The organism is Paraburkholderia sp. PAMB 6770, assembly GCF_057748135.1.
This window is the reverse complement of record NZ_CM173238.1, coordinates 134,615-157,226: the sequence shown is the minus strand read 5'-3', so window position 1 is coordinate 157,226 and position 22,612 is coordinate 134,615. Positions and strand designations below refer to the sequence as shown.

The following is a 22,612-nucleotide window of genomic DNA, read 5'->3' as shown; positions in this document are numbered from 1 at the left end:
ATCCGTTCAATGCAGCGTGCGCGGCATGCGCAGCACGAACTCCGGCACAGGCGCCTCGAAACGCTCGCCGTCCTCGGCCACGCAGAAATACTCCCCGCGCATGGTGCCGACCGGCGTCGCGATCACCGCCCAGCTCGTATATTCGAACTGTTCGCCCGGCTTGAGCAGGGGCTGATGGCCGACCACGCCGAGCCCTTTCACCTCCTGCTGATGCTGCTCGCTGTCCGTGATGATCCAGTGGCGCGCAATCAGCTGCGCCGGAACCTGACCGCTATTGCGAATGGTCAGCGTGTAGGCGAACGCATACTGGCGGCGCTCCGGGTCCGACTCGTCGGGCAGGTAGCGCACCTGCGCCGACACGCTGAATTCGTATTGGCTCATCCCTGTTCCGGTCTGCTGATACCGCGCGCGGCGGGTCCGCGCTGGCCGCAAGGCGCTGCCGGGCACGGGTTTGTCATGGATAGGCATTCTGCGTCATGCGCGCCACGCCCGCAACCCGACTGGCCAGCCGGACAAGGCTCGCGACCTGCAGACGGTAAAATGGCGTTTTATGCCTGCCCTCCGCTCGCCATGACGCCATTCCACATCGCTCCCAGCATCCTGTCCGCCGACTTCGCCCGGCTCGGCGAAGAAGTCCGCAACGTGGTCGCCGCCGGCGCCGACTGGATCCATTTCGACGTGATGGACAACCATTACGTGCCCAACCTGACGATCGGCCCGCTCGTCTGCGAAGCGATCCGCCCGCACGTCGACGTGCCGATCGACGTGCACCTGATGGTGCGCCCGGTCGACCGCATCGTGCCCGACTTCGCGAAGGCAGGCGCCAACGTGATCAGCTTTCACCCCGAAGGCTCGGATCACATCGACCGCACGTTGTCGCTGATCCGCGATCACGGCTGCAAGGCCGGCCTCGTGTTCAACCCGGCCACCCCGCTGCACTACCTCGACTATGTGATGGACAAGCTCGATCTCGTGCTGATCATGTCGGTGAATCCCGGCTTCGGCGGCCAGTCGTTCATTCCCGAGGCGCTCGTCAAGCTGCGCGAAGCCCGCCGGCGCATCGACGCCTACCGCGACAAAACCGGGCGCACGATCCATCTCGAAGTCGACGGCGGCGTGAAGGTCGACAACATCCGCGAAATCGCCGAGGCCGGCGCCGATACGTTCGTTGCCGGCTCGGCGATTTTCGGCAAGCCCGACTACCGCGCCGTGATCGACCAGATGCGCGCCGAACTCGCGCACGCGGGGCAGACCGCATGACGGCCGCCGCGACGCCCCGGTTTCCCGCCCCCGCGTTCGCCGCGACACGGATTGACGCGGCCATCATCGACCTCGACGGCACGATGGTCGACACGGCAGACGACTTCACCGCGGGCCTGAACGGCATGCTCGCGCAACTCGATGCGGCCGAAACGACGCGCGAGGAAGTGATCGACTATGTCGGCAAGGGCTCCGAGCACCTGATCCGCTGCGTGCTCGCGCCGCGCTTCGACGCGACCGGCGCGCAACAGCGTTTCGACGAAGCGCTGGCGATCTATCAGGAGGAGTACGCGAAGATCAACGGCCGCCACACGCGGCTCTACCCGGACGTCGAGGCCGGCTTGCAGGCGATGCGCGACGCCGGGCTGAAGCTCGCGTGCGTCACCAACAAGCCCCACCGTTTCGCCGTGGAACTGCTGCAGCAATACGGCTTGATCGGCTGCTTCGACACGGTGATCGGCGGCGACAGCGTGCCGAAAAAGAAACCCGACCCGCTGCCGATGCTGACTGCCTGCGCGCAACTGCAGGTGGCCGCCGCCGCCGCGGTGGCGATCGGCGACTCGGAAAACGACGCGCTCGCCGGCCGCGCAGCCGGCATGGCCACACTGAGCGTGCCGTATGGCTACAACCATGGCCAGGCTGTACAAACGATAAAATCGGATGGTATAGTTGCCTCGCTGCTGGACGCCGCCAAGGCGATCGCAGCCCATAACTCGACGACCTGAACCGTCCATCACCCTCATGTTTCTGAACAAAAAACGGAGTCTGAGCAGCATCGACCGGGGAGCCTGGCCCTGGCGTCGCTGGTCGCGCTAACCTCTCTCGTGAGGTGCGCTGAAGCCCGTCTTCAGCGCCGTTTTTTGCTTCGCCGCGCTCACGCGCCTTTCCCTCTGAACGCCTGCAGCACCGGTTTCTGTCACGACCGCTGCACAGACGGCCTGCGCGACCCGCAGGGCCGTCGCATGCATCGCCGGGAAAGCGCACGCCGATTGGCCTAAGCTTGTCGAACACACGCCGCTCATGGCGGACCGGCAGCGCGCGCAGCACCGTCCCCCCGCTTTGTCCCGCGTGCGCCGCGCACCGGACCCCTGAACAGGATCGGAACATGACCGAACTCGAATTCCAGTCCCTCGCAAACGAGGGTTACAACCGCATCCCGCTGATCGCCGAGGCGCTCGCCGACCTCGAAACACCGCTGTCGCTGTACCTGAAGCTGGCGCAGACCGAGCGCAACGGCGCGAATTCGTTCCTGCTGGAATCGGTGGTCGGCGGCGAGCGCTTCGGCCGCTATTCGTTCATCGGTCTGCCGGCGCGCACGATGCTGCGCACCCGCGAGGGCGTCACCGAGGTGCTGAAAGACGGCGCCGTCATCGAAACGCACGAGGGCGATCCGCTCGAATTCATCCAGCAGTTCCAGCGCCGCTTCAAGATCGCGCAGCGCCCGGGTCTGCCGCGTTTCGCGGGCGGCCTCGCCGGCTACTTCGGCTACGACGCCGTGCGCTACATCGAGAAGAAGCTCGCTCACACCGCCCCGCCGGACGATCTGAACCTGCCCGACATCCAGTTGCTGCTGACCGAGGAAGTCGCGGTGATCGACAACCTCGCGGGCAAGCTCTACCTCGTCGTGTACGCGGATCCGGGCGCCCCGGAAGCGTACACGCGCGCAAAGCAGCGGCTGCGCGAATTCCGCCAGCGTCTGCGCACGACCGTGCAGCCGCCGGTCACGTCCGCCAGCGTGCGCACCGAAACGTACCGCGAATTCGCGAAGGACGATTACCTTGCCGCGGTGCGCAAGGCAAAGGAATACATCGCGGCGGGCGAGCTGATGCAGGTGCAGGTCGGCCAGCGTCTCGTCAAGCCGTATCGCGACAACCCGTTGTCGCTGTACCGCGCGCTGCGTTCGCTGAACCCGTCGCCGTATATGTATTACTACAACTTCGGCGAATTTCACGTGGTCGGCGCGTCGCCCGAAATTCTCGTGCGCCAGGAAAAGCGCGGCGAAGACCGGATCGTGACGATCCGCCCGCTCGCCGGCACCCGCCCGCGCGGCAACACGCCCGAGCGCGACGCCGAACTGGCGACCGAACTGCTCAACGACCCGAAAGAAATCGCCGAGCACGTGATGCTGATCGACCTCGCGCGCAACGACGTCGGCCGCATCGCGCAGATCGGCTCGGTGGTCGTCACGGACAAGATGGTCATCGAAAAGTACTCGCACGTGCAGCACATCGTCAGCTCGGTCGAGGGCAAGCTCAAGCCGGACATGACGAATTTCGACGTGCTGCGCGCGACCTTCCCGGCCGGCACGCTGTCGGGCGCGCCCAAAGTGCGCGCGATGGAGCTGATCGACGAGCTCGAACCGGTCAAGCGCGGGCTGTATGGCGGCGCGGTCGGCTACCTGTCGTTCACCGGCGAAATGGATCTCGCGATCGCGATCCGCACCGGCGTGATCAGCAACGGCAACCTGTACGTGCAGGCCGCGGCGGGCGTCGTCGCGGACTCGGTGCCCGAGTCCGAATGGCAGGAGACGGAAAACAAGGCGCGCGCGGTGCTGCGCGCCGCCGAGCAGGTGCAAGACGGACTCGACAGCGACTTTTGAGCGGAGACAGACCATGCTGCTGATGATCGACAACTACGACTCGTTCACCTATAACCTGGTCCAGTACTTCGGCGAACTCGGCGAGGACGTGCGGACTTTTCGCAACGACGAAATCGCGCTCGACGAGATCGCGAAGCTCGCGCCCGAGCGCATCTGCCTGTCGCCCGGACCGAGCAACCCGCAGCATGCGGGTGTGACCCTCGACGTGCTGCGCACGTTTGCCGGCAAGGTGCCGATCCTCGGCGTCTGCCTCGGCCATCAGGCGATCGGCGAAGCGTTCGGCGGCCGCGTCGTGCGCGCGAAAACCATCATGCACGGCAAGGTGAGCCAGATCGAAACCGACGGCCAGGGCGTCTTCGCCGATCTGCCGAAGCATTTCACGGTCACGCGCTATCACTCGCTCGCGATCGAGCGCGAGTCGCTGCCCGACTGCCTCGCCGTCTCCGCGTGGACCGACGACGGCGAAATCATGGGTGTGCGTCACAAGACGCTCGCGGTCGAGGGCGTGCAGTTCCATCCGGAAGCGATCCTGTCCGAACACGGTCACGCGCTGCTCGAAAACTTCCTGAAGCAGTCGCGCGTCGCGCATCCCGCCTGAGCCGCCGAGGAACGATCATGTCGATTACCCCCCAGGAGGCGCTGCAGCGCACGATCGAGCACCGCGAAATCTTTCACGACGAAATGCTGCACCTGATGCGGCTCATCATGCGCGGCGAACTGTCGCCGGTGATGGCTGCGTCGATCATCACCGGCCTGCGCGTGAAGAAGGAAACGATCGGCGAAATCGCCGCCGCCGCCACCGTGATGCGCGAGTTCGCGCGGCACGTGGAAGTGCCCGACAACTCGAACTTCGTCGACATCGTCGGCACCGGCGGCGACGGCGCGAACACCTTCAACATCTCCACCGCCACGATGTTCGTCGCCGCGGCCGCCGGTGCGAAGGTCGCCAAGCACGGCGGGCGCAGCGTATCGAGCAAATCGGGCAGCGCGGACGTGCTCGAGGCGCTCGGCGTGAACATCAACCTGCAGCCGGAGCAGGTCGCCGCGTCGATCGCGGAAACCGGCATGGGCTTCATGTTCGCGCCGAACCACCATCCGGCGATGAAGAACATCGCGCCGGTGCGCCGCGAGCTCGGCGTGCGCACGATCTTCAACATCCTCGGCCCGCTCACCAATCCCGCCGACGCGCCGAACCAGCTCATGGGCGTGTTTCATCCCGATCTCGTCGGCATCCAGGTGCGCGTGATGCAGCGCCTCGGCGCCTCGCACGTGCTCGTCGTCTACGGAATGGACGGCATGGACGAGGTCTCGCTCGGCGCGGCCACGCTCGTCGGCGAGCTGCGCAACGGCGAAGTGCGCGAGTACGAGATTCATCCGGAAGACTTCGGCATGCAGATGGTGTCGAACCGCTCGCTGAAAGTGGCCGACGCGAACGAATCGAAGGCGATGCTGCTCGACGCGCTCGGCAACAAGCCGGGTGTCGCGCGCGAAATCGTCACGCTGAACGCCGGCACGGCGCTGTATGCCGCAAACGTCGCCCCGTCGATCGCCGACGGCATCGGGCTCGCACGCGAGGCGATCGCGAGCGGCACGGCACGCGCGAAGGTCGACGAGCTCGCGCGCTTCACGCAGCAATTCGCCTAGCCATTCATGCATTGACTTCTGTATCGGGAATTCTATGAGCGACATCCTTCAACGCATTATCGACGTCAAGCGCGAAGAGGTTCGCGCCGCCCAGGCGGCGCGCCCGCTCGACGCGCTGCGTGCCGAGGCCGCGACCCGCGAGCGGCGCGACTTCGTCGGCGCACTGCGCGCGAAGCACGCGGCCGGCAAGGCGGCGGTAATCGCCGAAGTAAAGAAGGCCAGTCCGTCCAAGGGCGTGCTGCGCGAACACTTCGTTCCCGCCGAGATTGCGCGCTCGTATGCGCACCACGGCGCGGCCTGCCTGTCGGTGCTCACCGACGTGCAGTTTTTCCAGGGCAGCGTCGCGTACCTCCAGCAGGCGCGCGCCGCGTGCGCGCTGCCGGTGATCCGCAAGGACTTCATCATCGACCCGTACCAGGTCGTCGAGGCGCGGGCGATGGGGGCCGATGCGGTCCTGCTGATCGCCGCGGCGCTCGAAACCGCGCAGATGCGCGACCTCGAAGCGCTTGCGCACTCGCTCGGGCTCGCGGTGCTCGTCGAGGTACACGACGCCGACGAGCTCGCCGAGGCGCTGACGCTGGACACCCCGCTCATCGGCATCAACAACCGCAATCTGCGCACCTTCGAGACGTCGCTGGACACGACGCTCGGCATGCTCGACCAGATCCCGGATGGGCGCATCGTCGTCACGGAGTCGGGCATCCTGTCGCGCGCGGACGTCGAACGCATGCGCGCGCATCACGTGCACACGTTCCTCGTGGGCGAGGCGTTCATGCGCGCCGAGGAACCCGGCGTCGCGCTCGAACAGATGTTTTTCTGAGCGCCGCCGCACACGCACCGAAGGCCACCTGCCATGGGTATCGAACGTGAAATCAAGCTGACGCTGCCCGCGGGGCAGCTCGGCGCCGCCACACGCTGGCTCGCTGCGCGCGCCGGCGCCGAGGGGCGTGCAATTGCGCTGTCGAACCGCTACTTCGACACACCGGCGCTGACGCTGGCCCGCTCGAAAAGCGCGCTGCGCCTGCGCCGCACGCCGGACGGCTGGCTGCAGACCTTCAAGACCGCCGGCGTGGCGGTCGCGGGCATGCACAGCCGGCACGAATGGGAACTGCCGGTCGCGGGCGACGCGCTCGACATCGACGCGCTGCTGCGCGCCTGCGACGAACCGACCGTCGCGGCCGCGCTGCGCGGCGCGTCGGCGAATCTGATCGAGCTGTTCCGGACCGACTTCACGCGCACGCTGTGGCGGATCGCACACGAAGGCGCGACGATCGAGGCCGCGATCGATCAGGGCGAAGTCCATGCCGACGTGAACGGCGCGGTACGCCGCACACCGATCCTCGAAGTCGAACTGGAACTGCTGCAGGGTGACGAGGCCGCGCTGCACGCGTTCGCCGGCGAACTGCGCGCGCAGGTACCGGGGCTCGTGCCCGACAATATCAGCAAGGCACAGCGCGGCTATCAGTTGCGCGCCGTGTAAGCGCGTGAGCGCGTACGCAGTCGAGCGCAGGCGGCCGCACGACGCCCGCGCGCCTTGAGCAAAGGCGTATTTGCTGCGACACTTGCGCGTCATGAACTCTGCTGCCCGCTCCCGCCCTGCTGCATCGCAGGCGTCGCTGTTCGGCGACGACGCCGCTGCGACGACCCGCACACCCGCGCCGCCGACTCAGGACACCTCGCCGCCGTCGCTCGAAGCGCAATTCGACGCGCTGCCGCCCGCGTGGCGCGCCTACCTGAACCCCTTCATCGACAGCGACGCGTACGCGCCGCTATGCCGCTTCGTGGACGGCGAGCGCGCGGCAGGCAAGACCGTCTATCCGGCCGACGTGTTTCGGGCGCTGCACCTGACGTCTCCCGACGACGTCAAGGTCGTGATCCTCGGCCAGGATCCGTATCACAGCGAAGACCGCGGCACGCCGCAAGCGCACGGGCTCGCGTTCTCGGTGCCGCCGTCGGTGCGGCCGCCGCCGTCGTTGCGCAACATCTTCAAGGAAATCGCGGCAAGCCTCGGCTACCCGCCGCCGCGCCACGGGTGCCTCGACGCATGGGCGAGGCAAGGCGTGCTGCTGCTGAACACGGTGCTGACCGTCGAGCGCAACGAAGCGGCCAGTCACGCGAAGCGCGGCTGGGAAAAGTGCACCGACACGCTCATCCACGCACTCGCGACGCGCCGCGACGGCCTCGTCTTCATGCTGTGGGGTGCGCACGCGCAGGCCAAGCGCGCACTGCTCGGCGGTCACGCGCATTACGTGCTCGAAGCGCCGCATCCGTCGCCGCTCTCGGCGCATCGCGGCTTTCTGGGCTGCGGGCACTTCGCGCTCGCGAACGACTACCTGAAAGCGCATCACCGCGCGCCGATCGACTGGCGCCTGCCCGAACAGCCCTGAAAACAGCGCGGCGGGCGCGGCGGCAGGCGCGGCCGCTGCCCGCTGCCCGCTGCCGCGGGCGGCGCGTTACGCTGCCGCGATCGCTTCGCGTGCGGCCGCGAGCGCGGCGCTGGCGGCGTCCGGCCCCATGTTCAGGCCTTCCGCATAGATGAAGCTCACGTCCGTCATGCCGAGGAAGCCGAGGAAGCTCTTCAGGTACGGCGTCTGGCTATCGTGGGCCGTGCCCGCGTACTTGCCGCCGCGCGCCGACACGACATACACCTTCTTGCCCTTCACGAGGCCTTCCGGACCGTTCTCGGTATAGCGGAACGTGATCCCGGCGCGCGCGATGAAGTCGAAATACGTCTTGAGTTGCGACGACACGCCGAAGTTGTACATCGGCGCGCCGATCACGACGATCTCCGCCGCCTGCAGTTCCGCGATCAGCGCGTCGCTGCGCGCGGCGATGGCGGCCTGCTCCGCCGTGCGCTTATCCGCCGGCGTGAAGAACGCGCCGAGGATCGCGTCGTCGAGGTGCGGCAGCGGGTCCGCCTGCAGGTTGCGGGCGACAACTTGCGCACCGGGATTCGATTGTTGCAGTTTCGCCGTCAGCTCATTGACGAGCAGCGTCGAGTTCGCGCCTTGCGAGCGGGCGGCCGAGTTGATTTGCAGGATCGTGGTCATGGGTGGCTCCAGTGTGGGGCGCGCGGTATCGCGCGAGTGAGGGCATTGTGTTTTTTTACCCCGCACCGAAAAAGCCATCCCGCAGCGACGGATTGTTGCATCAGCAGAACAATCGCCGTTGTCGGGCTCCGGCCACGCCCGGCCCCCGACGCCCTTGCCGCGGTCAGCCCGCCAATCAACCCGCCAATCAACCCGCCAGCCAGCGCTCGCGCAGACGGCGCACCGCCGCCTGGTTGCCGGTCACATTGAGCGCGTAGCGCACCACCTCCGGCCCGTCGAGCCGGACCCGCACGGTGCGCAGCTCGTCGCGGCGAAACGCGTGGATCTCGACCTTCGCGCCCGGCTGATAACGCGCCAGCAGCGTATCGAGGTTGGCCGCGCTCACGCGCAGGCCGTCAAGGGCGACCAGCACGTCGCCGGCCGACAAGCCGGCCTTTTGCGCCGCGCTGCCCTCGTGCACCGCGGCCAGCGTGCAGTCGGCGCCGCCGCGCACGCGTGCGCCGAGCGACGGCTTCGCGCCGCGGTCGAACTCGGGCGCGAGCGCGATGCCGAACGGTTGCAGCAGCGTCGCAAGCGGCAGGTCGCGCGTGCCGTGCACCGCATGCTCGAAAAGCGCTCCCAGGTCGACGCCGGTCGCCTCGGCGAACAGCGCCTCGACGTCCTGCTCCGCCACACCCTGCGGCTGGCCGCGGTAGAAATCGCGCCCGAAGCGCTGCCACAGCAGCCGCATCACGTCGTCGAGCGACTTGCGGCCGCCGGTGTGGGCGCGAATCGCGAGATCGAACGCGAGCGCAACGAGCGAGCCCTTCGTGTAGTAGCTGACGATCGCGTTCGGCGCATTCTCGTCCTGCCGGTAGTACTTGATCCATGCATCGAACGAGCTTTGCGCGACCGTCTGCTTCAGACGGCCGCTGCCGCGCTGCACGGCGCCCAGCGTCTTGCCGAGCATCGCCAGGTACTCGTCGCGCGTGATCAGCCCGCAGCGCGCGAGCATCAGGTCGTCGTAGTAGGACGTGAACCCCTCGAACAGCCACAGCAGCGACGTGTAGTTCTCGCAGGTCAGGTCGTACGGCGCGAACGCGGCCGGCTTGATGCGCTTCACGTTCCAGGTGTGGAAGTACTCGTGACTGCACAAACCGAGGTAGGTCCGGTACCCCTCGGTGGTTTGCGGCCGGCCGAGCACGGGCAGATCGGTGCGGTTGCAGATCAGCGCGGTCGACGCGCGGTGTTCGAGACCGCCGTAGCCGTCGCTCACGGCCTGGGTCATGAAGACGTAGCGTTCGACGGGCGACTTCTTCGACTTCGGCTCGAACAGCGCGATCTGCGCTTCGCAGATCCGCTTCAGGTCCGATACGAGACGCGCGATGTCGAGCGACACGACGCGGCCGGCGATCACGACATCGTGCGGCACGCCATGTGCGTTGAAGGTTGCGAGCGCGAATCGGCCGAGCGTCACCGGATGGTCGATCAGCTCGTCGTAATTCCGCGCGGCGTAGGTGCCGAAGCCGTAGCGCTTCGTGCCGCGCGCCTCCGGCAATGCGGTTGCGACCCGCCAGTCGCGATAGCCCGGCCCGGCGGGCTTCAGGATATCGACCGTGCACGGCGCGTCTTCATGACCGAGCGCCGCGAGAAACACGCTTGCGCCATTGAAAAAGCCGGTCGTATCGTCCAGATGCGCGGCGCGCACCGACAGATCCCACGCATAGACCTCGTAGCGCAGCGTGAGCGGCCCGCTGAGCGGCGCGGCCTGCCACGTGTGCTTGTCGGTCTTCTCGATGCGCACCTTGCGCCCGGCCTCGTTGAGCGCGCGCAACGTCACGATGTTGCGCGCGAACTCGCGCACCATGTAGCTGCCCGGAATCCAGACCGGCAGCATGAAACGCTGTCCGGACGGATCCGGCTCGTCCACCGTGACCGTGACTTCGAAAAGGTGAGCGGCGGGTTGCTTCGGGACGATGCTGTAGCGGATCGGCTTCATCGGCTGCGACGGAAAAGAAGGAGGACGCGGGCGGCCCGGACGTCGCGGGAGACGCCCGGCATCTCCCGCGGGAAACAGCGTCAGAAACGGCGTGACACTAGCGGACGGCGGACGACAAGGCCTTGTCGAGCTGGTCGGCGGGCACCGCGCCCGGCAGGCGCGTGCCGTCGGCGAGAAACACCGTGGGCGTGCCGTCCACGTTCATCGCGCGGCCGAGCGTCAGATTCTTGTCGATCGCGGCGGTGTCGCAGGTGCCGGGCGCGGTGGGCGCCTTGTGATCCTGCATCCACGCCTCCCAGGCCTTCGCGCGATCCGGCGAGCACCAGATCGACTTCGCCTTCACGGACGAATCGGGCGTGAGCACCGGGTACAGGAACGTGTACACGGTGACGTTGCTGATCGACTTCAGCGTGTTCTCGAGCTGCTTGCAATACGGGCAGTTCGGATCCGAGAACACGGCCATCTTGCGGCTGCCGTTGCCCTTGACGACCTTGACCGCGTCGGCGAGCGGCAGGCTCGCGAAGTCGATCCGGTTCAGCTCCGCCTGACGCGCTTCGGTCAGGTTGCGACGCGTTTTCACGTCGATGATGTCGCCGAACACGAGGTAATTGCCCGACGCGTCGCTATAGACGATCTGCCGGCCGAGATTGACCTCGTAGAGCCCCGCGATCGGCGACTTCGCGACGCTCTTCACCGTGGCGTCGTCGCCGAGACGCGCCTGCAGCGTCGCCTTCAGCTTGTCGGTGACCGGGTCGGCCTGCGCGGAGCAGCCGAGCGAGACGAATACCGCGGCCAGAGCGAGCGCGGCAATACGGATACGATTTTTCATAACGGATGAATCCCCTGTGTTTCATGACGACGCGCCACGCGCGTCAGCACACTGCCTGCGGCCAGCCGTCGCGCCGACCATGATACCCGGCGGCGGCGCGCCGGCCCGGCTAGCCGAGCGCCGCCGTGACCAGCCAGCGCTTGACGAGCGGCTGCGCGCCGACGAACGCCATGCCGGTGTTGCGCAGCACGCGCGCGAGCGTGCCGGGCGCCGCGAAGAGCCGCTGCAGCCCGTCGGTGGCGACCATCAGCGCCCGGATGTCTTCGCGGCGCGCCCGCTCGTAGCGGCGCAGCAGCACGCGGTCGCCCAGATCGCGGAAGGCTTCCTTGGCGGCGATCGTCGCCGCCAGCGCCGCGACGTCGCGCAGCCCGAGATTCATCCCCTGGCCGGCGAGCGGATGGATCAGATGCGCGGCATCGCCGACCAGCGCGACGCGCGGCGCGACCAGACGGTCGACCGTCTGCAGCGCGAGCGGAAAACCGCACGCGGGCGTCACGCATTCGAGCGCGCCGAGCAGGCCGCCGCTCGCCTGCTCGACCTCGGCGGCAAGCTGCGCCGGATCGAGCGCGAGCAGCCGTTCCGCGTGGCCGGCCTCGGCCGACCACACGAGCGACACGCAGGGGCCCGGCAACGGCAACAGCGCGACGATTTCGCCGTCCCGGAACCATTGATACGCGGTCTCGCCGTGCGGCTTCGCCGCCTTGAAATTGGCGACCACGCCGACCTGCCGGTAGTCGCGGCGCTCGACCGTCGAGCCGATCTGCGCGCGCACCCACGAGTGCGCGCCGTCCGCGCCGACGACCAGGTCCGCCTCGAGCATCTTGCCGCTCGCGAGGCCGAGCGTTGCGCCGCCCGGCGTCAGTTCGAGCGCCTGCGCGCGCGTGTCGAACCATTCGAGACCGGGCTGGAAGCGCAACGCGGCATCGAGCGCGCGCTCGATCAGCGACGATTCGGCGATCCACGCGAGCTGCGGCACCGACGCCTGAAACGCGGAGAAATGCAGTTCGGCGTGCGCGTCGCCGTACACGCGCATGTCGTAGACGGGACCGAGCCGCGCCGTGTCGAGCGCCTGCCAGACCCGCAGCCGTTCGAGCAGCGCCTGCGAGCTGGCAGACAGCGCGTAGACCCGTGCGTCGAACGCCGCGCCGGCCGGCAGCGGCGCGCACGGCTGCGCGAGCAGCGCGACGCGCAGCCCGCCCTGGGTCAGCGCGAGCGCCGCGGTCTTGCCGACGAGGCCGCCGCCGATCACAGCGACATCAAAGGTCTGATGATGAGCAGTCATGCTCGCATTATAGCCGCGCGGGCCCGCACGGCCGGGCTGGCGGGCGCGCCGGGGCGGCGCCGCGACCGTCTCGCGACGGCTCCGTCGAGCGCGCGGCGCGGCGCCCGTGGGCCCCGCCGCGGCAGCGCCGGCGGGGAGCCGCACCGCACGCGCCCCGCGCGAAGGCGGCAGCGGACAAGGTTACAATGGCGGTTTTGGGTGCTTCACGCCCGCCGTCCCGGCGTGCCGCGCTGGCCGCCGCACACGGTCCGGCCCCGCGCCGCGGCCCCGCTGCACGTAACCCCCGCTTTCCAGAGATACGCCATGAGCCTCAAATGCGGCATCGTCGGCTTGCCCAACGTCGGCAAGTCCACCCTGTTCAACGCGCTGACCAAGGCCGGCATCGCCGCCGAAAACTACCCGTTCTGCACGATCGAGCCGAACGTCGGCATCGTCGAGGTGCCGGATGCGCGGCTCACGGCGCTCGCCGGGATCGTCAAGCCGGAACGCGTGGTGCCGGCAGTCGTGGAGTTCGTCGACATCGCGGGTCTCGTCGCGGGCGCGAGCAAGGGTGAAGGGCTCGGCAACCAGTTTCTCGCGAACATCCGCGAAACCGATGCGATTACGCACGTCGTGCGCTGCTTCGAGGACGAAAACGTCGTGCACGTCGCGGGCAAGGTCGACCCGCTGTCGGACATCGAGGTGATCAACACCGAACTCGCGCTCGCCGACCTCGCGACCGTCGAAAAAGCGCTTTCGCGCTACGCGAAAGCGGCGAAATCCGGCAACGACAAGGAGGCCGTGAAGCTGGCCGCGGTGCTCGACAAGGTCCGCGCACAGCTCGACCAGGCGAAGCCGGTCCGCGCGCTCACGCTGTCGGACGAAGAACAGGCGCTCATCAAGCCGTTCTGCCTGATCACCGCGAAGCCGACGATGTACGTCGCCAACGTCAAGGAAAACGGCTTCGAGAACAATCCGCATCTGGATGCGGTGCGCCAGTACGCGCAGGCGGAGAGCGCGCCGGTGGTCGCCGTGTGCGCGGCGATCGAAGCGGAGATCGCCGATCTCGACGACGCCGACAAGGAAGTGTTCCTCGCCGACCTCGGCATGGAGGAGCCGGGCCTGAACCGCGTGATCCGCGCGGGTTTCAAGCTGCTCGGCCTGCAGACGTACTTCACCGCGGGCGTGAAGGAAGTGCGCGCGTGGACGATCCACATCGGCGATACGGCGCCGCAGGCGGCGGGCGTGATCCACACGGACTTCGAGCGCGGCTTCATCCGCGCGCAAACCATCTCGTTCGACGACTACGTGACCTTCAAGGGCGAGCAGGGTGCGAAGGAGGCGGGCAAGATGCGCGCCGAAGGCAAGGAGTACGTGGTGCACGACGGCGATGTGATGAACTTCCTGTTCAACGTCTGACGGCAGCGCCGGCGCTGCGTTTTCGCAGCACCGGGCCCGCTCCCGCCGAGCGCCGGAAGGCCCGCCACCGGCGGGCCTTCTGCTTTTTGCTGACACTCTCCCGTTGCTCCCCGCCACTCCCGACGACCGCGAAACCGCGCACGCAACCCGCACCGCCGGCACTCCCGCACGTTGGTTGCACACACAACGGGTCCGCGGACGCACCCCGGAAGCGCCCGGCGCGAGCGGGACGTCCCGCTCCAGCCCCGTTCCCGCCGCCCTTCAGTTTCCGCACCGCCGGTGTTACATTGCGCGTTCCGGCACCTGTCGCGCGGCGCATCTATCACCGCCGGCTTATGGATCGTCAGTAAAACAGAACGTCTGACGCTTAACTGTCATCGAGCATAACTAGAATCGCGCATCTTCGAGGCTGCGCGCCTTCCCGCTAAAGGAGACTATCGATGAATTGCAAGCCCCTGTTCCGTTCGCTCGCCGCGGCGGTACTGCTGGCCGTGGGTATCAGCCCGTCCGCGCAGGCCACCACCGACATCCCGTTCTGGCACGCGATGGAGTCCGCGCTCGGCGAGCAGCTGAACCAGATCGTCAAGGACTTCAACGCGTCGCAAAGCGACTACCGGATCGTTCCGGTTTTCAAGGGCACCTACGACCAGACGCTCGCCGCAGGCATCGCCGCGTATCGCAGCGGCAACGCGCCGGCGATCCTGCAGGTCTACGAAGTCGGCACGGCCACGATGATCCAGGCGAAAAAGGCCGTGATTCCGGTCTCCGAAGTATTCAGGCAGGCCGGTGTGCCGCTGGACGTGAAGGACTTCGTGCCGACCATCGCGAGCTATTACAGCGACGCGAAAACCGGCGAGCTGATGGCGATGCCGTTCAACAGTTCGACGCCGGTGCTCTACTACAACAAGGACGCATTCAGGAAGGCCGGGCTCGATCCGAACCAGCCGCCGCGCACGTGGGCCGAGGTGCGCGCGGACGCGCAGAAGCTGCGCGCCTCCGGCATGCCATGCGGCTTTTCGACCGGCTGGCAAAGCTGGATCCAGCTGGAGAACTACAGCGCATGGCACGGCCTGCCCTTTGCCAGCGAGAACAACGGCTTCGACGGCACCGACGCGGTGCTCGAATTCAACAAGCCGCAGCAGATCGCGCACATCCAGTTCCTGCAGGATATGGCGAAGGAAGGCAGCTTCACGTACGTGGGCCGCAAGGACGAAGTGGTGTCGAAGTTCTATAGCGGCGAATGCGGCATCATCACGAACTCGTCGGGCTCGCTTGCGAACATCGCCAAGTACGCGAAGTTCAGCTTCGGCACCGGCATGATGCCGTACGACCCCAGCATCAAGGGTGCGCCGCAGAATGCGATCATCGGGGGCGCGAGCCTGTGGGTGCTCGCCGGCAAGGACCCGAACGTCTACAAGGGCGTCGCGAAGTTTCTCGCGTACCTGAGCTCGCCCCAGGTGGCCGCCAGGTGGCACCAGGAGACCGGCTATCTGCCCGTCACGACGGCGGCTTACCAGCTCACGCGCGAGCAGGGCTTCTACGCGAAGAACCCCGGCAGCGAAACGGCGATCAGGCAGATGCTCAACAAGCCGCCGCTGCCGTACACGCGGGGCCTGCGTCTTGGCTACATGCCGCAGATCCGCACCGTGATCGACGAGGAACTCGAACAGGTCTGGGCGCAGAAGAAGACGCCGAAGGCCGCGCTTGATTCCGCGGTCGAGCGTGGTAACGAACTGCTGCGCCGCTTCCAGAAGCAGGGTAGCTAACCGGGCCGGCACAGGGCCGGGCACCGGCGCGCGGCCCGCTGCCGCAGCGGCACACGGCGGTGGTGCGGCGGTCGCGCGGCGGGCATCCGTGCCGTGCCGCCATGCATCGCATCACGAGAGGCTTGAATGGAAAAGCGATCCCGCTTCGGCACCGGCGTGCTGCCCTACATGCTGGTCGCCCCGCAGCTCGCGATCACGCTGGTGTTCTTCCTGTGGCCAGCCGGTGTCGCGCTCTGGCAATCCACCCAGACACAGGACGCGTTCGGCACGACGAGCCAGTTTGTCGGCCTCGACAACTTCAGGCAGTTGTTCGCCGATCCGCGCTACCTCGCGTCGTTCAATACGACGCTCGTGTTCTGCGCGCTCGTCGCCGGCTCCGGCATGGCGATCTCGCTGCTGCTCGCCGCGTGCGCGGATCGCGTCACGCGCGGCGCGCGGACCTACCAGACGCTGCTGATCTGGCCATACGCGGTCGCGCCGGCGATCGCCGCAGTGCTGTGGTCGTTCCTGTTCAACCCGAGCATCGGCCTCGTCACGTACGCGCTGGCGAAATACGGCATCGTCTGGAACCACGCGCTCAATGCCGGACAGGCGATGTTTCTCGTCGTGCTCGCATCGGTCTGGAAGCAGGTGAGCTACAACTTCCTGTTCTTCTATGCCGGCCTGCAGGCGATTCCGCGCTCGCTGATCGAGGCGGCCGCCATCGACGGCGCCGGTCCCGTGCGACGCTTCTTCGGCATCGCGCTGCCGCTGCTGTCGCCGACCACGTTCTTTCTGCTCGTCATCAACCTCGTCTACGCGTTCTTCGACACCTTCCCGGTGATCGACGCCGCGACCGGCGGCGGTCCCGCGCAGGCCACCCGCACGCTGATCTACCGCATCTTCGCCGAGGGCTTTCAGGGGCTCGACATCGGCAGTTCGGGCGCGCAGTCGGTGGTGCTGATGGTGATCGTGATCGCGCTGACCGTCGTGCAATTCCGCTTCGTCGAGCGTAAGGTCCAATACTCATGATCGAGAACCGTCGCGGCTTCGACCTGTTCTGTCACGCGGTGCTGATCGCCGGCGTCGTGCTGATCGTGTTCCCGGTATATGTGGCGTTCTGCGCAGCCACGATGAACGAGCACGAGGTATTCACCGTCCCGCTGTCGCTCGTGCCGAGCACGCATCTGTTCGAGAACATCGCGACCGTGTGGGTGCACGGCACCGGCAACGCCGCGAGCCCGTTCGGCCGCATGCTGCTGAACAGCCTCGTGATGGCGCTCGCCATTGCGATCGGCAAGATCGCGGTGTCGATCATCTCGGCCTACGCGATCGTGTTTTTCCGCTTTCCGCTGCGCAACACCGCGTTCTGGCTGATCTTCATCACGCTGATGCTGCCGGTCGAGGTGCGCATTTTCCCGACCGTGCAAGTGGTCTCGTCGCTGCATCTGAGCAACACCTACGCCGGACTGACGTTGCCGCTGATCGCGTCGGCCACCGCGACGTTCCTGTTCAGGCAGTTCTTCCTGACGCTGCCCGACGAGCTGATGGAAGCCGCGCGCATCGACGGCGCGGGACCGCTGCGCTTCTTCCGGGACATCGTGCTGCCGCTGTCGAAAACGAATATCGCGGCGCTGTTCGTGATCACCTTCATCTACGGCTGGAACCAGTATCTGTGGCCGATCCTGATCACGAGCCGCCAGTCGCTCACCACGGCGGTGGTGGGCATCAAAAGCATGATCGCCTCCGGCGATACCGCGACCGAATGGCATCTCGTGATGGCAGCGACGCTGCTTGCGATGCTGCCGCCGCTCGTCGTCGTGCTCGCGATGCAGCGCTGGTTCGTGCGCGGACTCATCGACGCGGAAAAGTAGAGCGGCGCGCCGACGCCCGAATCCAACCACCCCGGCATCGGGCGCGGCCCGCCGCGCGGATCCGCCAGCCGGGGTCATCGAAGGCATACGCTATGGCAGCCCTGAGTTTCGACAACGTAAAGAAGACCTACGACGGCAAGCAGTTCGTGCTGCACGGCATCGACGCGACGATCGGCGACGGCGAATTCGTCGTGATGGTCGGCCCGTCGGGCTGCGGCAAATCCACGCTGCTGCGGATGGTGGCCGGGCTCGAACGCATCTCCGAGGGCACCATTGCGATCGGCGGCAAGGTCGTCAACGCGCTCGAACCGAAAGACCGCAACATCGCGATGGTGTTCCAGAACTACGCGCTCTATCCGCACATGAGCGTCGCGCAGAACATGGGCTACGCACTGAAGATCGCCGGCGTGGCGCGCGACGCGATCGACGCGCGGGTCCGTGCGGCCGCGCAGATTCTCGAACTCGAAGCGCTGCTCGAACGCAAGCCGCGCGCGCTGTCCGGCGGACAGCGCCAGCGTGTCGCGATGGGCCGCGCGATCGTGCGCGAGCCCGCGGTGTTCCTGTTCGACGAACCGCTGTCGAATCTCGATGCGCGGCTGCGCGTGCAGATGCGGCTCGAAATCCAGCGCCTGCACGCCCGCCTCGCCACGACGAGCCTGTACGTGACGCACGATCAGGTCGAAGCGATGACGCTCGCGCAGCGCGTCATCGTGATGAACCGCGGGCACGCGGAGCAGATCGGCGCGCCGACCGAAGTCTACGAGCGGCCGGCCACCGTGTTCGTCGCCGGCTTTATCGGCTCGCCGGGGATGAATCTGCTGGCGGGACGCCTTGCGGACGACGGCTCGGCCTTCGAGGTCGCCGACGGCGGTCCGCGCCTGCCGCTCGCGGGCGTGCCGTGCATCGGCCGCGAGGTCGCCCCGGGCCGCGCGTGGACGCTCGGCATCCGGCCCGAGCACATGAGCCCGGACGGCGCACCGGGCACGGGCGCCACGCTCGCCGTCGATTCGTGCGAGCTGCTCGGCGCGGACAATCTCGCGCACGGCCGCTGGGGCAAGCACGACATCACCGTGCGCCTGCCGCACGGGCACCGTCCGGCTGCCGGCAGCGCGCTGCCGGTGGCGCTGCCCGCGCAGCACCTGCATTTCTTCGACCCGGAAAGCGGCCGCCGCGCCAACTGACCCCGTCCGGCATACGGCGTGCCTGCCGCCGGCGCGCCACGCCGCCTCGCCGCGCCGCGCATCGTGCCGCCGGGCAGTACAATGGCGTCTGCTGTTGCCGCGCGCACCGCGCTGTCGCCCGCCGCGGCGCCCTGCCGCGGCCGGCATGCCCACGCACCGGATTCCCGTTCACCCGACGACTGCCCGCCCTGCCCCCGGGCGGCAGCGTCAACGCTCTCTCTACCAGCAAAATGGCTCAATACGTCTTCACCATGAACCGGGTCGGCAAGATCGTGCCGCCCAAGCGCCAGATCCTGAAAGACATCTCGCTGTCGTTCTTCCCCGGCGCGAAGATCGGCCTGCTCGGCCTGAACGGCTCGGGCAAGTCCACGCTGATCCGGATCATGGCGGGCGTCGACAAGGATATCGAGGGCGAAGCCACGCCGATGCCGAACCTGAACATCGGCTATCTGCCGCAGGAGCCGCAGCTCGATCCGCAGAAGAGCGTGCGCGAGACGGTCGAGGAAGGGCTGGGCGACGTGTTCAATGCGCAGAAGAAGCTCGACGAAATCTACGCCGCCTACGCGGAGCCGGACGCGGACTTCGACGCGCTCGCCGCCGAGCAGGCCAAATACGAAGCGATCCTCGCGACGAGCGACGGCAGCGCCGAGCAGCAGATCGAGATCGCCGCCGACGCGCTACGCCTGCCGCCGTGGGACGCGAAGATCGAGCACCTGTCGGGCGGCGAGAAGCGCCGCGTCGCGCTGTGCAAGCTGCTGCTCCAGAAGCCGGACATGCTGCTGCTCGACGAGCCGACCAACCACCTCGACGCCGAATCGGTCGAATGGCTCGAACAGTTCCTCACGCGTTTTCCGGGCACCGTCGTCGCGGTCACGCACGATCGCTACTTCCTCGACAACGCCGCCGAATGGATTCTCGAACTCGATCGCGGCCACGGCATTCCGTGGAAAGGCAACTACAGCAGCTGGCTCGACCAGAAGGAAGCGCGTCTGAAGCAGGAAGAAGCGTCCGAGTCCGCGCGCCAGAAGGCGATCAAGAAGGAGCTCGAATGGGTGCGGCAGAACCCGAAGGGCCGTCAGGCGAAATCGAAGGCGCGGATTGCGCGCTTCGAGGAACTGAACAGCCAGGACTACCAGAAGCGCAACGAAACGCAGGAAATCTTCATTCCCGTGGGCGAGCGCCTCGGCAATGAAGTGATCGAGTTCAGGAACGTCAGCAAGTCGTACGGCGACCGCCTGCTGATCGACAACCTCAGCTTCCGGATGCCGCCGGGTGCGATCGTCGGCATCATCGGGCCGAACGGCGCCGGCAAGTCGACGCTGTTCCGCATGCTGACCGGCAAGGAACAGCCGGATTCGGGCGAGATCGTCACCGGGCCGACGGTCAAGCTCGCCTACGTCGACCAGAGCCGCGATTCGCTCGAAGCCGGCAAAAGCGTGTTCGAGGCGATTTCCGGCGGCGCCGACGTGCTCACGGTCGGCCGCTACGAAACGCCGTCGCGCGCGTACATCGGGCGCTTCAACTTCAAGGGCGGAGACCAGCAGAAGATCGTCGGCCAGCTCTCCGGCGGCGAGCGTGGCCGTCTGCATCTCGCGAAAACGCTGATCGCCGGCGGCAACGTGCTGCTGCTCGACGAGCCGTCGAACGATCTCGACGTCGAAACGCTGCGCGCGCTCGAAGACGCGCTGCTCGAATTCGCCGGCTCCGTGATGGTGATTTCGCACGATCGCTGGTTCCTCGACCGGATCGCCACGCACATCCTCGCATTCGAGGGCGATTCGCAGGTGACGTTCTTCGACGGCAACTACCAGGAATACGAAGCGGACAAGCGCGCCCGCCTCGGCGAGGAAGCCGCCCGGCCGAAGCGCCTGCGCTACAAGCCGATCTCGCGCTGAGCGCAGGGAGCAACGCATGCCGGGCTCGACGCGCACACGCTCGACAGCGGTCACCGCAGGTGTTCTGCTGGCGCTCGTCGTGCTCGCCGTCGTCGCGCTCGGCATCGCGCAACGCGAGATTCGCGCGCGCGTGATCGCCGTGCTCGGACCGCTCGGCAGCGCGCAAAGCATCGATGTCGGCTTCACGTCGGTACAGCTGAACGAGGTAGTCCTCAAGGCGCCGCCCGGGTGGCCCGCGCCCGACGCGCTGCGCGCGAAGCGGATCACGCTCGTATTCGACGTGCGCGACGCCCTCGCGCACCGGCTGCACCTGCGAGCGGTCACGGTGAGCGGGTTCGAGATGTCGGTCGTGCGCGAGGCCAACGGGTCGCTGCACATCCTGCCGAACCTGCGGCAAAGCCTCGGACACCCGGCGGGCGGCGCGCCGGCGGCCAGCGGCAGCGCGGCCGCGCCCAGCGAAAAGCGCATCGATCACATCGATTTCGACCAGGGGCAGTTCGACTTCTACGACCTGACGCTCGGCAAGACCCCGTACCGGATCCGCATCACGCAGGCCGATGCGCAGGTGGACGATCTCCGGCTGCCCGCGCTGGACACCCAGACGAAGATCGCGGCCCACGGCGCGATCCCCAGCTCCGCGCATACGGGAAGCGTGTCGTTCGACGGCTGGATCCGGCTCGCCAACAAGGATTCGCAAACCACCACGACGCTGCAGGGCGTCGACGTGTCGATCCTCGCGCCCTACCTGTTCAGGAAAACCGGCGCACAGCCGCTCGCCGCACGCGGCACGGCCGATCTGAAGGTCGACTCGACGGTGCGCGACGGCGAACTGCACGCGCCCGGCACCCTGACGCTGCACCATCTGCAGCTCGCCGGGACGGGCAACCCGGTCGACACGTTCCTGTCGATTCCGACCCGCGCCGCCGTCGCGGCGCTGAAGTCGCGCGACGGCAACGTGACCGTCCACTTCGTGCTCGCCGGCAACCTGCACGACCCGTCGTTTTCGTTGAACGAGAACCTGCTGGCGAAGATCGGCAATGGCTTCGCGCAGGCGATGGGCGTGAGCGTCGAAGGCGTGGCGAAAGGCGCCGGCGAGACGGTGAAGGGGCTCGGCAACGCGCTGAAGAACCTGCTCGGCCAATAGCGCTAACGGGGGAAGCCCGGGCGGGTCGTGAGCAGGTCGGGGGCGGGGGCCCGGAGCGCCGCCGCCCCTCCGCTCAGACCGGCAGCCCCAGCGCGCGCAGCGCCGCCCCGGTCTGCTGTGCCGACCGATGATGCACGCCGTGCCAGCCGAGCGCGCTCGCGGCTTCGGCATTCTTCAGGTTGTCGTCGATGAACACGAGTTCGTGCGGCGCGATGCCCGGCAATTGCGCATCGATGCGCCGCCGCATCTCGGCAAAGATCGCCGGATCCGGCTTCACGAGTTTCACGTGGCCGGACACGACGACATCGCGAAAGCGCCGCAGCACGCCGAAGCGCTCCCACGCCCACGGAAAGGTTTCCGCCGACCAGTTGGTCAGCCCGAACAGCGGCACGCCCGCGGCGTCGAGCTGGTCGACCAGCGCGACGCCTTCATCCAGCACGCCACGGATCATCTCGTGCCAGCGCGCGTAGAACGCGCGAATCAGCGGCTCGTGGCCGGGGAAGCGCGCGACGAGCTCGGCCGTGCCTTCGGCGATCGGCTGACCGCCGTCCTGGCGCACGATCCAGTCCATCGAGCACACATGGGTCAGAAACCAGCGCCGCTCGTCGGCGTCGGCGATCAGTTCGCGAAACAGATACTCGGGGTTCCAGTCGATCAGCACGCCGCCGAAATCGAACACGACCGCCTTGATGCTCATGCGTACTCCCTTGCGAAAAAGTCGGCGGGAAAGCCA

At 67.4% G+C, this 22,612-nt stretch carries 21 protein-coding genes; 15 read left to right on the top strand and 6 right to left on the bottom strand.

Annotation, left to right across the window (positions count from 1 at the left end; all coding sequences use genetic code 11):
* Positions 1–6: 6 nt before the first annotated feature.
* On the bottom strand, positions 7–381 hold the full coding sequence (apaG, locus tag AC3AP7_RS00845) for a Co2+/Mg2+ efflux protein ApaG (RefSeq protein WP_475766551.1): 375 nt from the start codon (positions 379–381) through the stop codon (positions 7–9).
* A 189-nt stretch (positions 382–570) separates the two neighbouring features.
* Here apaG and rpe point away from each other — a divergent pair, with 189 nt between their 5' ends.
* From rpe to AC3AP7_RS00805, 8 genes are all read left to right on the top strand, one after another.
* Positions 571–1,260 carry a ribulose-phosphate 3-epimerase gene (gene rpe, locus AC3AP7_RS00840; RefSeq protein WP_475766553.1) on the top strand — a complete coding sequence of 230 codons (690 nt, stop codon included), beginning with the start codon at positions 571–573 and terminating at the stop codon, positions 1,258–1,260.
* A complete protein-coding gene (locus AC3AP7_RS00835; RefSeq protein WP_475766555.1) occupies positions 1,257–1,985 on the top strand; it encodes a phosphoglycolate phosphatase in 729 nt (242 codons plus the stop codon). Before rpe ends, AC3AP7_RS00835 begins: the two co-directional genes overlap by 4 nt.
* A 380-nt stretch (positions 1,986–2,365) precedes the next feature.
* Positions 2,366–3,859 (top strand): anthranilate synthase component I, encoded by a 1,494-nt coding sequence (trpE, locus tag AC3AP7_RS00830; RefSeq protein ID WP_475766557.1) that lies wholly within the window; start codon positions 2,366–2,368, stop codon positions 3,857–3,859.
* A 13-nt stretch (positions 3,860–3,872) separates the two neighbouring features.
* Entirely contained in the window at positions 3,873–4,457 is a 585-nt protein-coding gene (locus AC3AP7_RS00825; protein WP_475766559.1) for an aminodeoxychorismate/anthranilate synthase component II, read from the top strand.
* Between the two features lie 17 nt (positions 4,458–4,474).
* The gene (trpD, locus tag AC3AP7_RS00820; protein WP_475766561.1) at positions 4,475–5,503 is read left to right on the top strand and encodes an anthranilate phosphoribosyltransferase; all 1,029 of its coding nucleotides are present in this window, start codon (positions 4,475–4,477) and stop codon (positions 5,501–5,503) included.
* Between the two features lie 34 nt (positions 5,504–5,537).
* The gene (gene trpC, locus AC3AP7_RS00815) at positions 5,538–6,323 is read left to right on the top strand and encodes an indole-3-glycerol phosphate synthase TrpC (RefSeq protein ID WP_475766563.1); all 786 of its coding nucleotides are present in this window, start codon (positions 5,538–5,540) and stop codon (positions 6,321–6,323) included.
* Between the two features lie 33 nt (positions 6,324–6,356).
* The gene (locus AC3AP7_RS00810; protein WP_475766565.1) at positions 6,357–6,983 is read left to right on the top strand and encodes a CYTH domain-containing protein; all 627 of its coding nucleotides are present in this window, start codon (positions 6,357–6,359) and stop codon (positions 6,981–6,983) included.
* A 91-nt stretch (positions 6,984–7,074) separates the two neighbouring features.
* Entirely contained in the window at positions 7,075–7,890 is an 816-nt protein-coding gene (locus AC3AP7_RS00805) for a uracil-DNA glycosylase (RefSeq protein ID WP_475766567.1), read from the top strand.
* A gap of 66 nt (positions 7,891–7,956) precedes the next feature.
* On the opposite strand, the gene AC3AP7_RS00800 is transcribed toward AC3AP7_RS00805, so the two are convergent.
* The 4 genes from AC3AP7_RS00800 to AC3AP7_RS00785 form a co-directional block, all read right to left on the bottom strand.
* Positions 7,957–8,553 (bottom strand): FMN-dependent NADH-azoreductase, encoded by a 597-nt coding sequence (locus AC3AP7_RS00800; protein ID WP_475766569.1) that lies wholly within the window; start codon positions 8,551–8,553, stop codon positions 7,957–7,959.
* A gap of 187 nt (positions 8,554–8,740) precedes the next feature.
* Positions 8,741–10,531 carry a M61 family metallopeptidase gene (locus AC3AP7_RS00795; RefSeq protein WP_475766571.1) on the bottom strand — a complete coding sequence of 597 codons (1,791 nt, stop codon included), beginning with the start codon at positions 10,529–10,531 and terminating at the stop codon, positions 8,741–8,743.
* A 97-nt stretch (positions 10,532–10,628) separates the two neighbouring features.
* Complete coding sequence (locus tag AC3AP7_RS00790; RefSeq protein ID WP_475766572.1) at positions 10,629–11,360, bottom strand: DsbC family protein; 732 nt, start codon at positions 11,358–11,360, stop codon at positions 10,629–10,631.
* A 109-nt stretch (positions 11,361–11,469) separates the two neighbouring features.
* Positions 11,470–12,642: a UbiH/UbiF family hydroxylase gene (locus AC3AP7_RS00785; protein WP_475766574.1), complete on the bottom strand. Its 1,173-nt coding sequence runs from the start codon at positions 12,640–12,642 to the stop codon at positions 11,470–11,472.
* A gap of 303 nt (positions 12,643–12,945) precedes the next feature.
* On the opposite strand from AC3AP7_RS00785, the gene ychF reads away from it, so the two are divergent.
* The 7 genes from ychF (at position 12,946) to AC3AP7_RS00750 (ending at position 21,879) form a co-directional block, all read left to right on the top strand.
* Positions 12,946–14,040: a redox-regulated ATPase YchF gene (gene ychF, locus AC3AP7_RS00780; protein ID WP_475766576.1), complete on the top strand. Its 1,095-nt coding sequence runs from the start codon at positions 12,946–12,948 to the stop codon at positions 14,038–14,040.
* A gap of 440 nt (positions 14,041–14,480) precedes the next feature.
* The gene (gene ugpB / locus AC3AP7_RS00775) at positions 14,481–15,806 is read left to right on the top strand and encodes a sn-glycerol-3-phosphate ABC transporter substrate-binding protein UgpB (protein WP_475766578.1); all 1,326 of its coding nucleotides are present in this window, start codon (positions 14,481–14,483) and stop codon (positions 15,804–15,806) included.
* 126 nt (positions 15,807–15,932) lie between these two features.
* A complete protein-coding gene (gene ugpA, locus AC3AP7_RS00770; RefSeq protein ID WP_475766580.1) occupies positions 15,933–16,817 on the top strand; it encodes a sn-glycerol-3-phosphate ABC transporter permease UgpA in 885 nt (294 codons plus the stop codon).
* Positions 16,814–17,659, top strand: coding sequence for a sn-glycerol-3-phosphate ABC transporter permease UgpE (gene ugpE / locus AC3AP7_RS00765; protein WP_475766582.1), 846 nt, complete (start codon positions 16,814–16,816; stop codon positions 17,657–17,659). Before ugpA ends, ugpE begins: the two co-directional genes overlap by 4 nt.
* A 92-nt stretch (positions 17,660–17,751) precedes the next feature.
* Positions 17,752–18,840: a sn-glycerol-3-phosphate import ATP-binding protein UgpC gene (locus AC3AP7_RS00760; protein ID WP_475766584.1), complete on the top strand. Its 1,089-nt coding sequence runs from the start codon at positions 17,752–17,754 to the stop codon at positions 18,838–18,840.
* A gap of 230 nt (positions 18,841–19,070) precedes the next feature.
* Positions 19,071–20,735, top strand: a complete 1,665-nt coding sequence (ettA, locus tag AC3AP7_RS00755; RefSeq protein WP_475766586.1) for an energy-dependent translational throttle protein EttA — start codon at positions 19,071–19,073, stop codon at positions 20,733–20,735.
* 16 nt (positions 20,736–20,751) lie between these two features.
* A complete protein-coding gene (locus AC3AP7_RS00750; RefSeq protein ID WP_475766588.1) occupies positions 20,752–21,879 on the top strand; it encodes a DUF748 domain-containing protein in 1,128 nt (375 codons plus the stop codon).
* 73 nt (positions 21,880–21,952) lie between these two features.
* Here the strand turns inward: AC3AP7_RS00750 and AC3AP7_RS00745 are convergent, their stop codons facing one another.
* Complete coding sequence (locus AC3AP7_RS00745; protein ID WP_475766590.1) at positions 21,953–22,576, bottom strand: HAD family hydrolase; 624 nt, start codon at positions 22,574–22,576, stop codon at positions 21,953–21,955.
* Positions 22,577–22,612 lie beyond the last annotated feature (36 nt).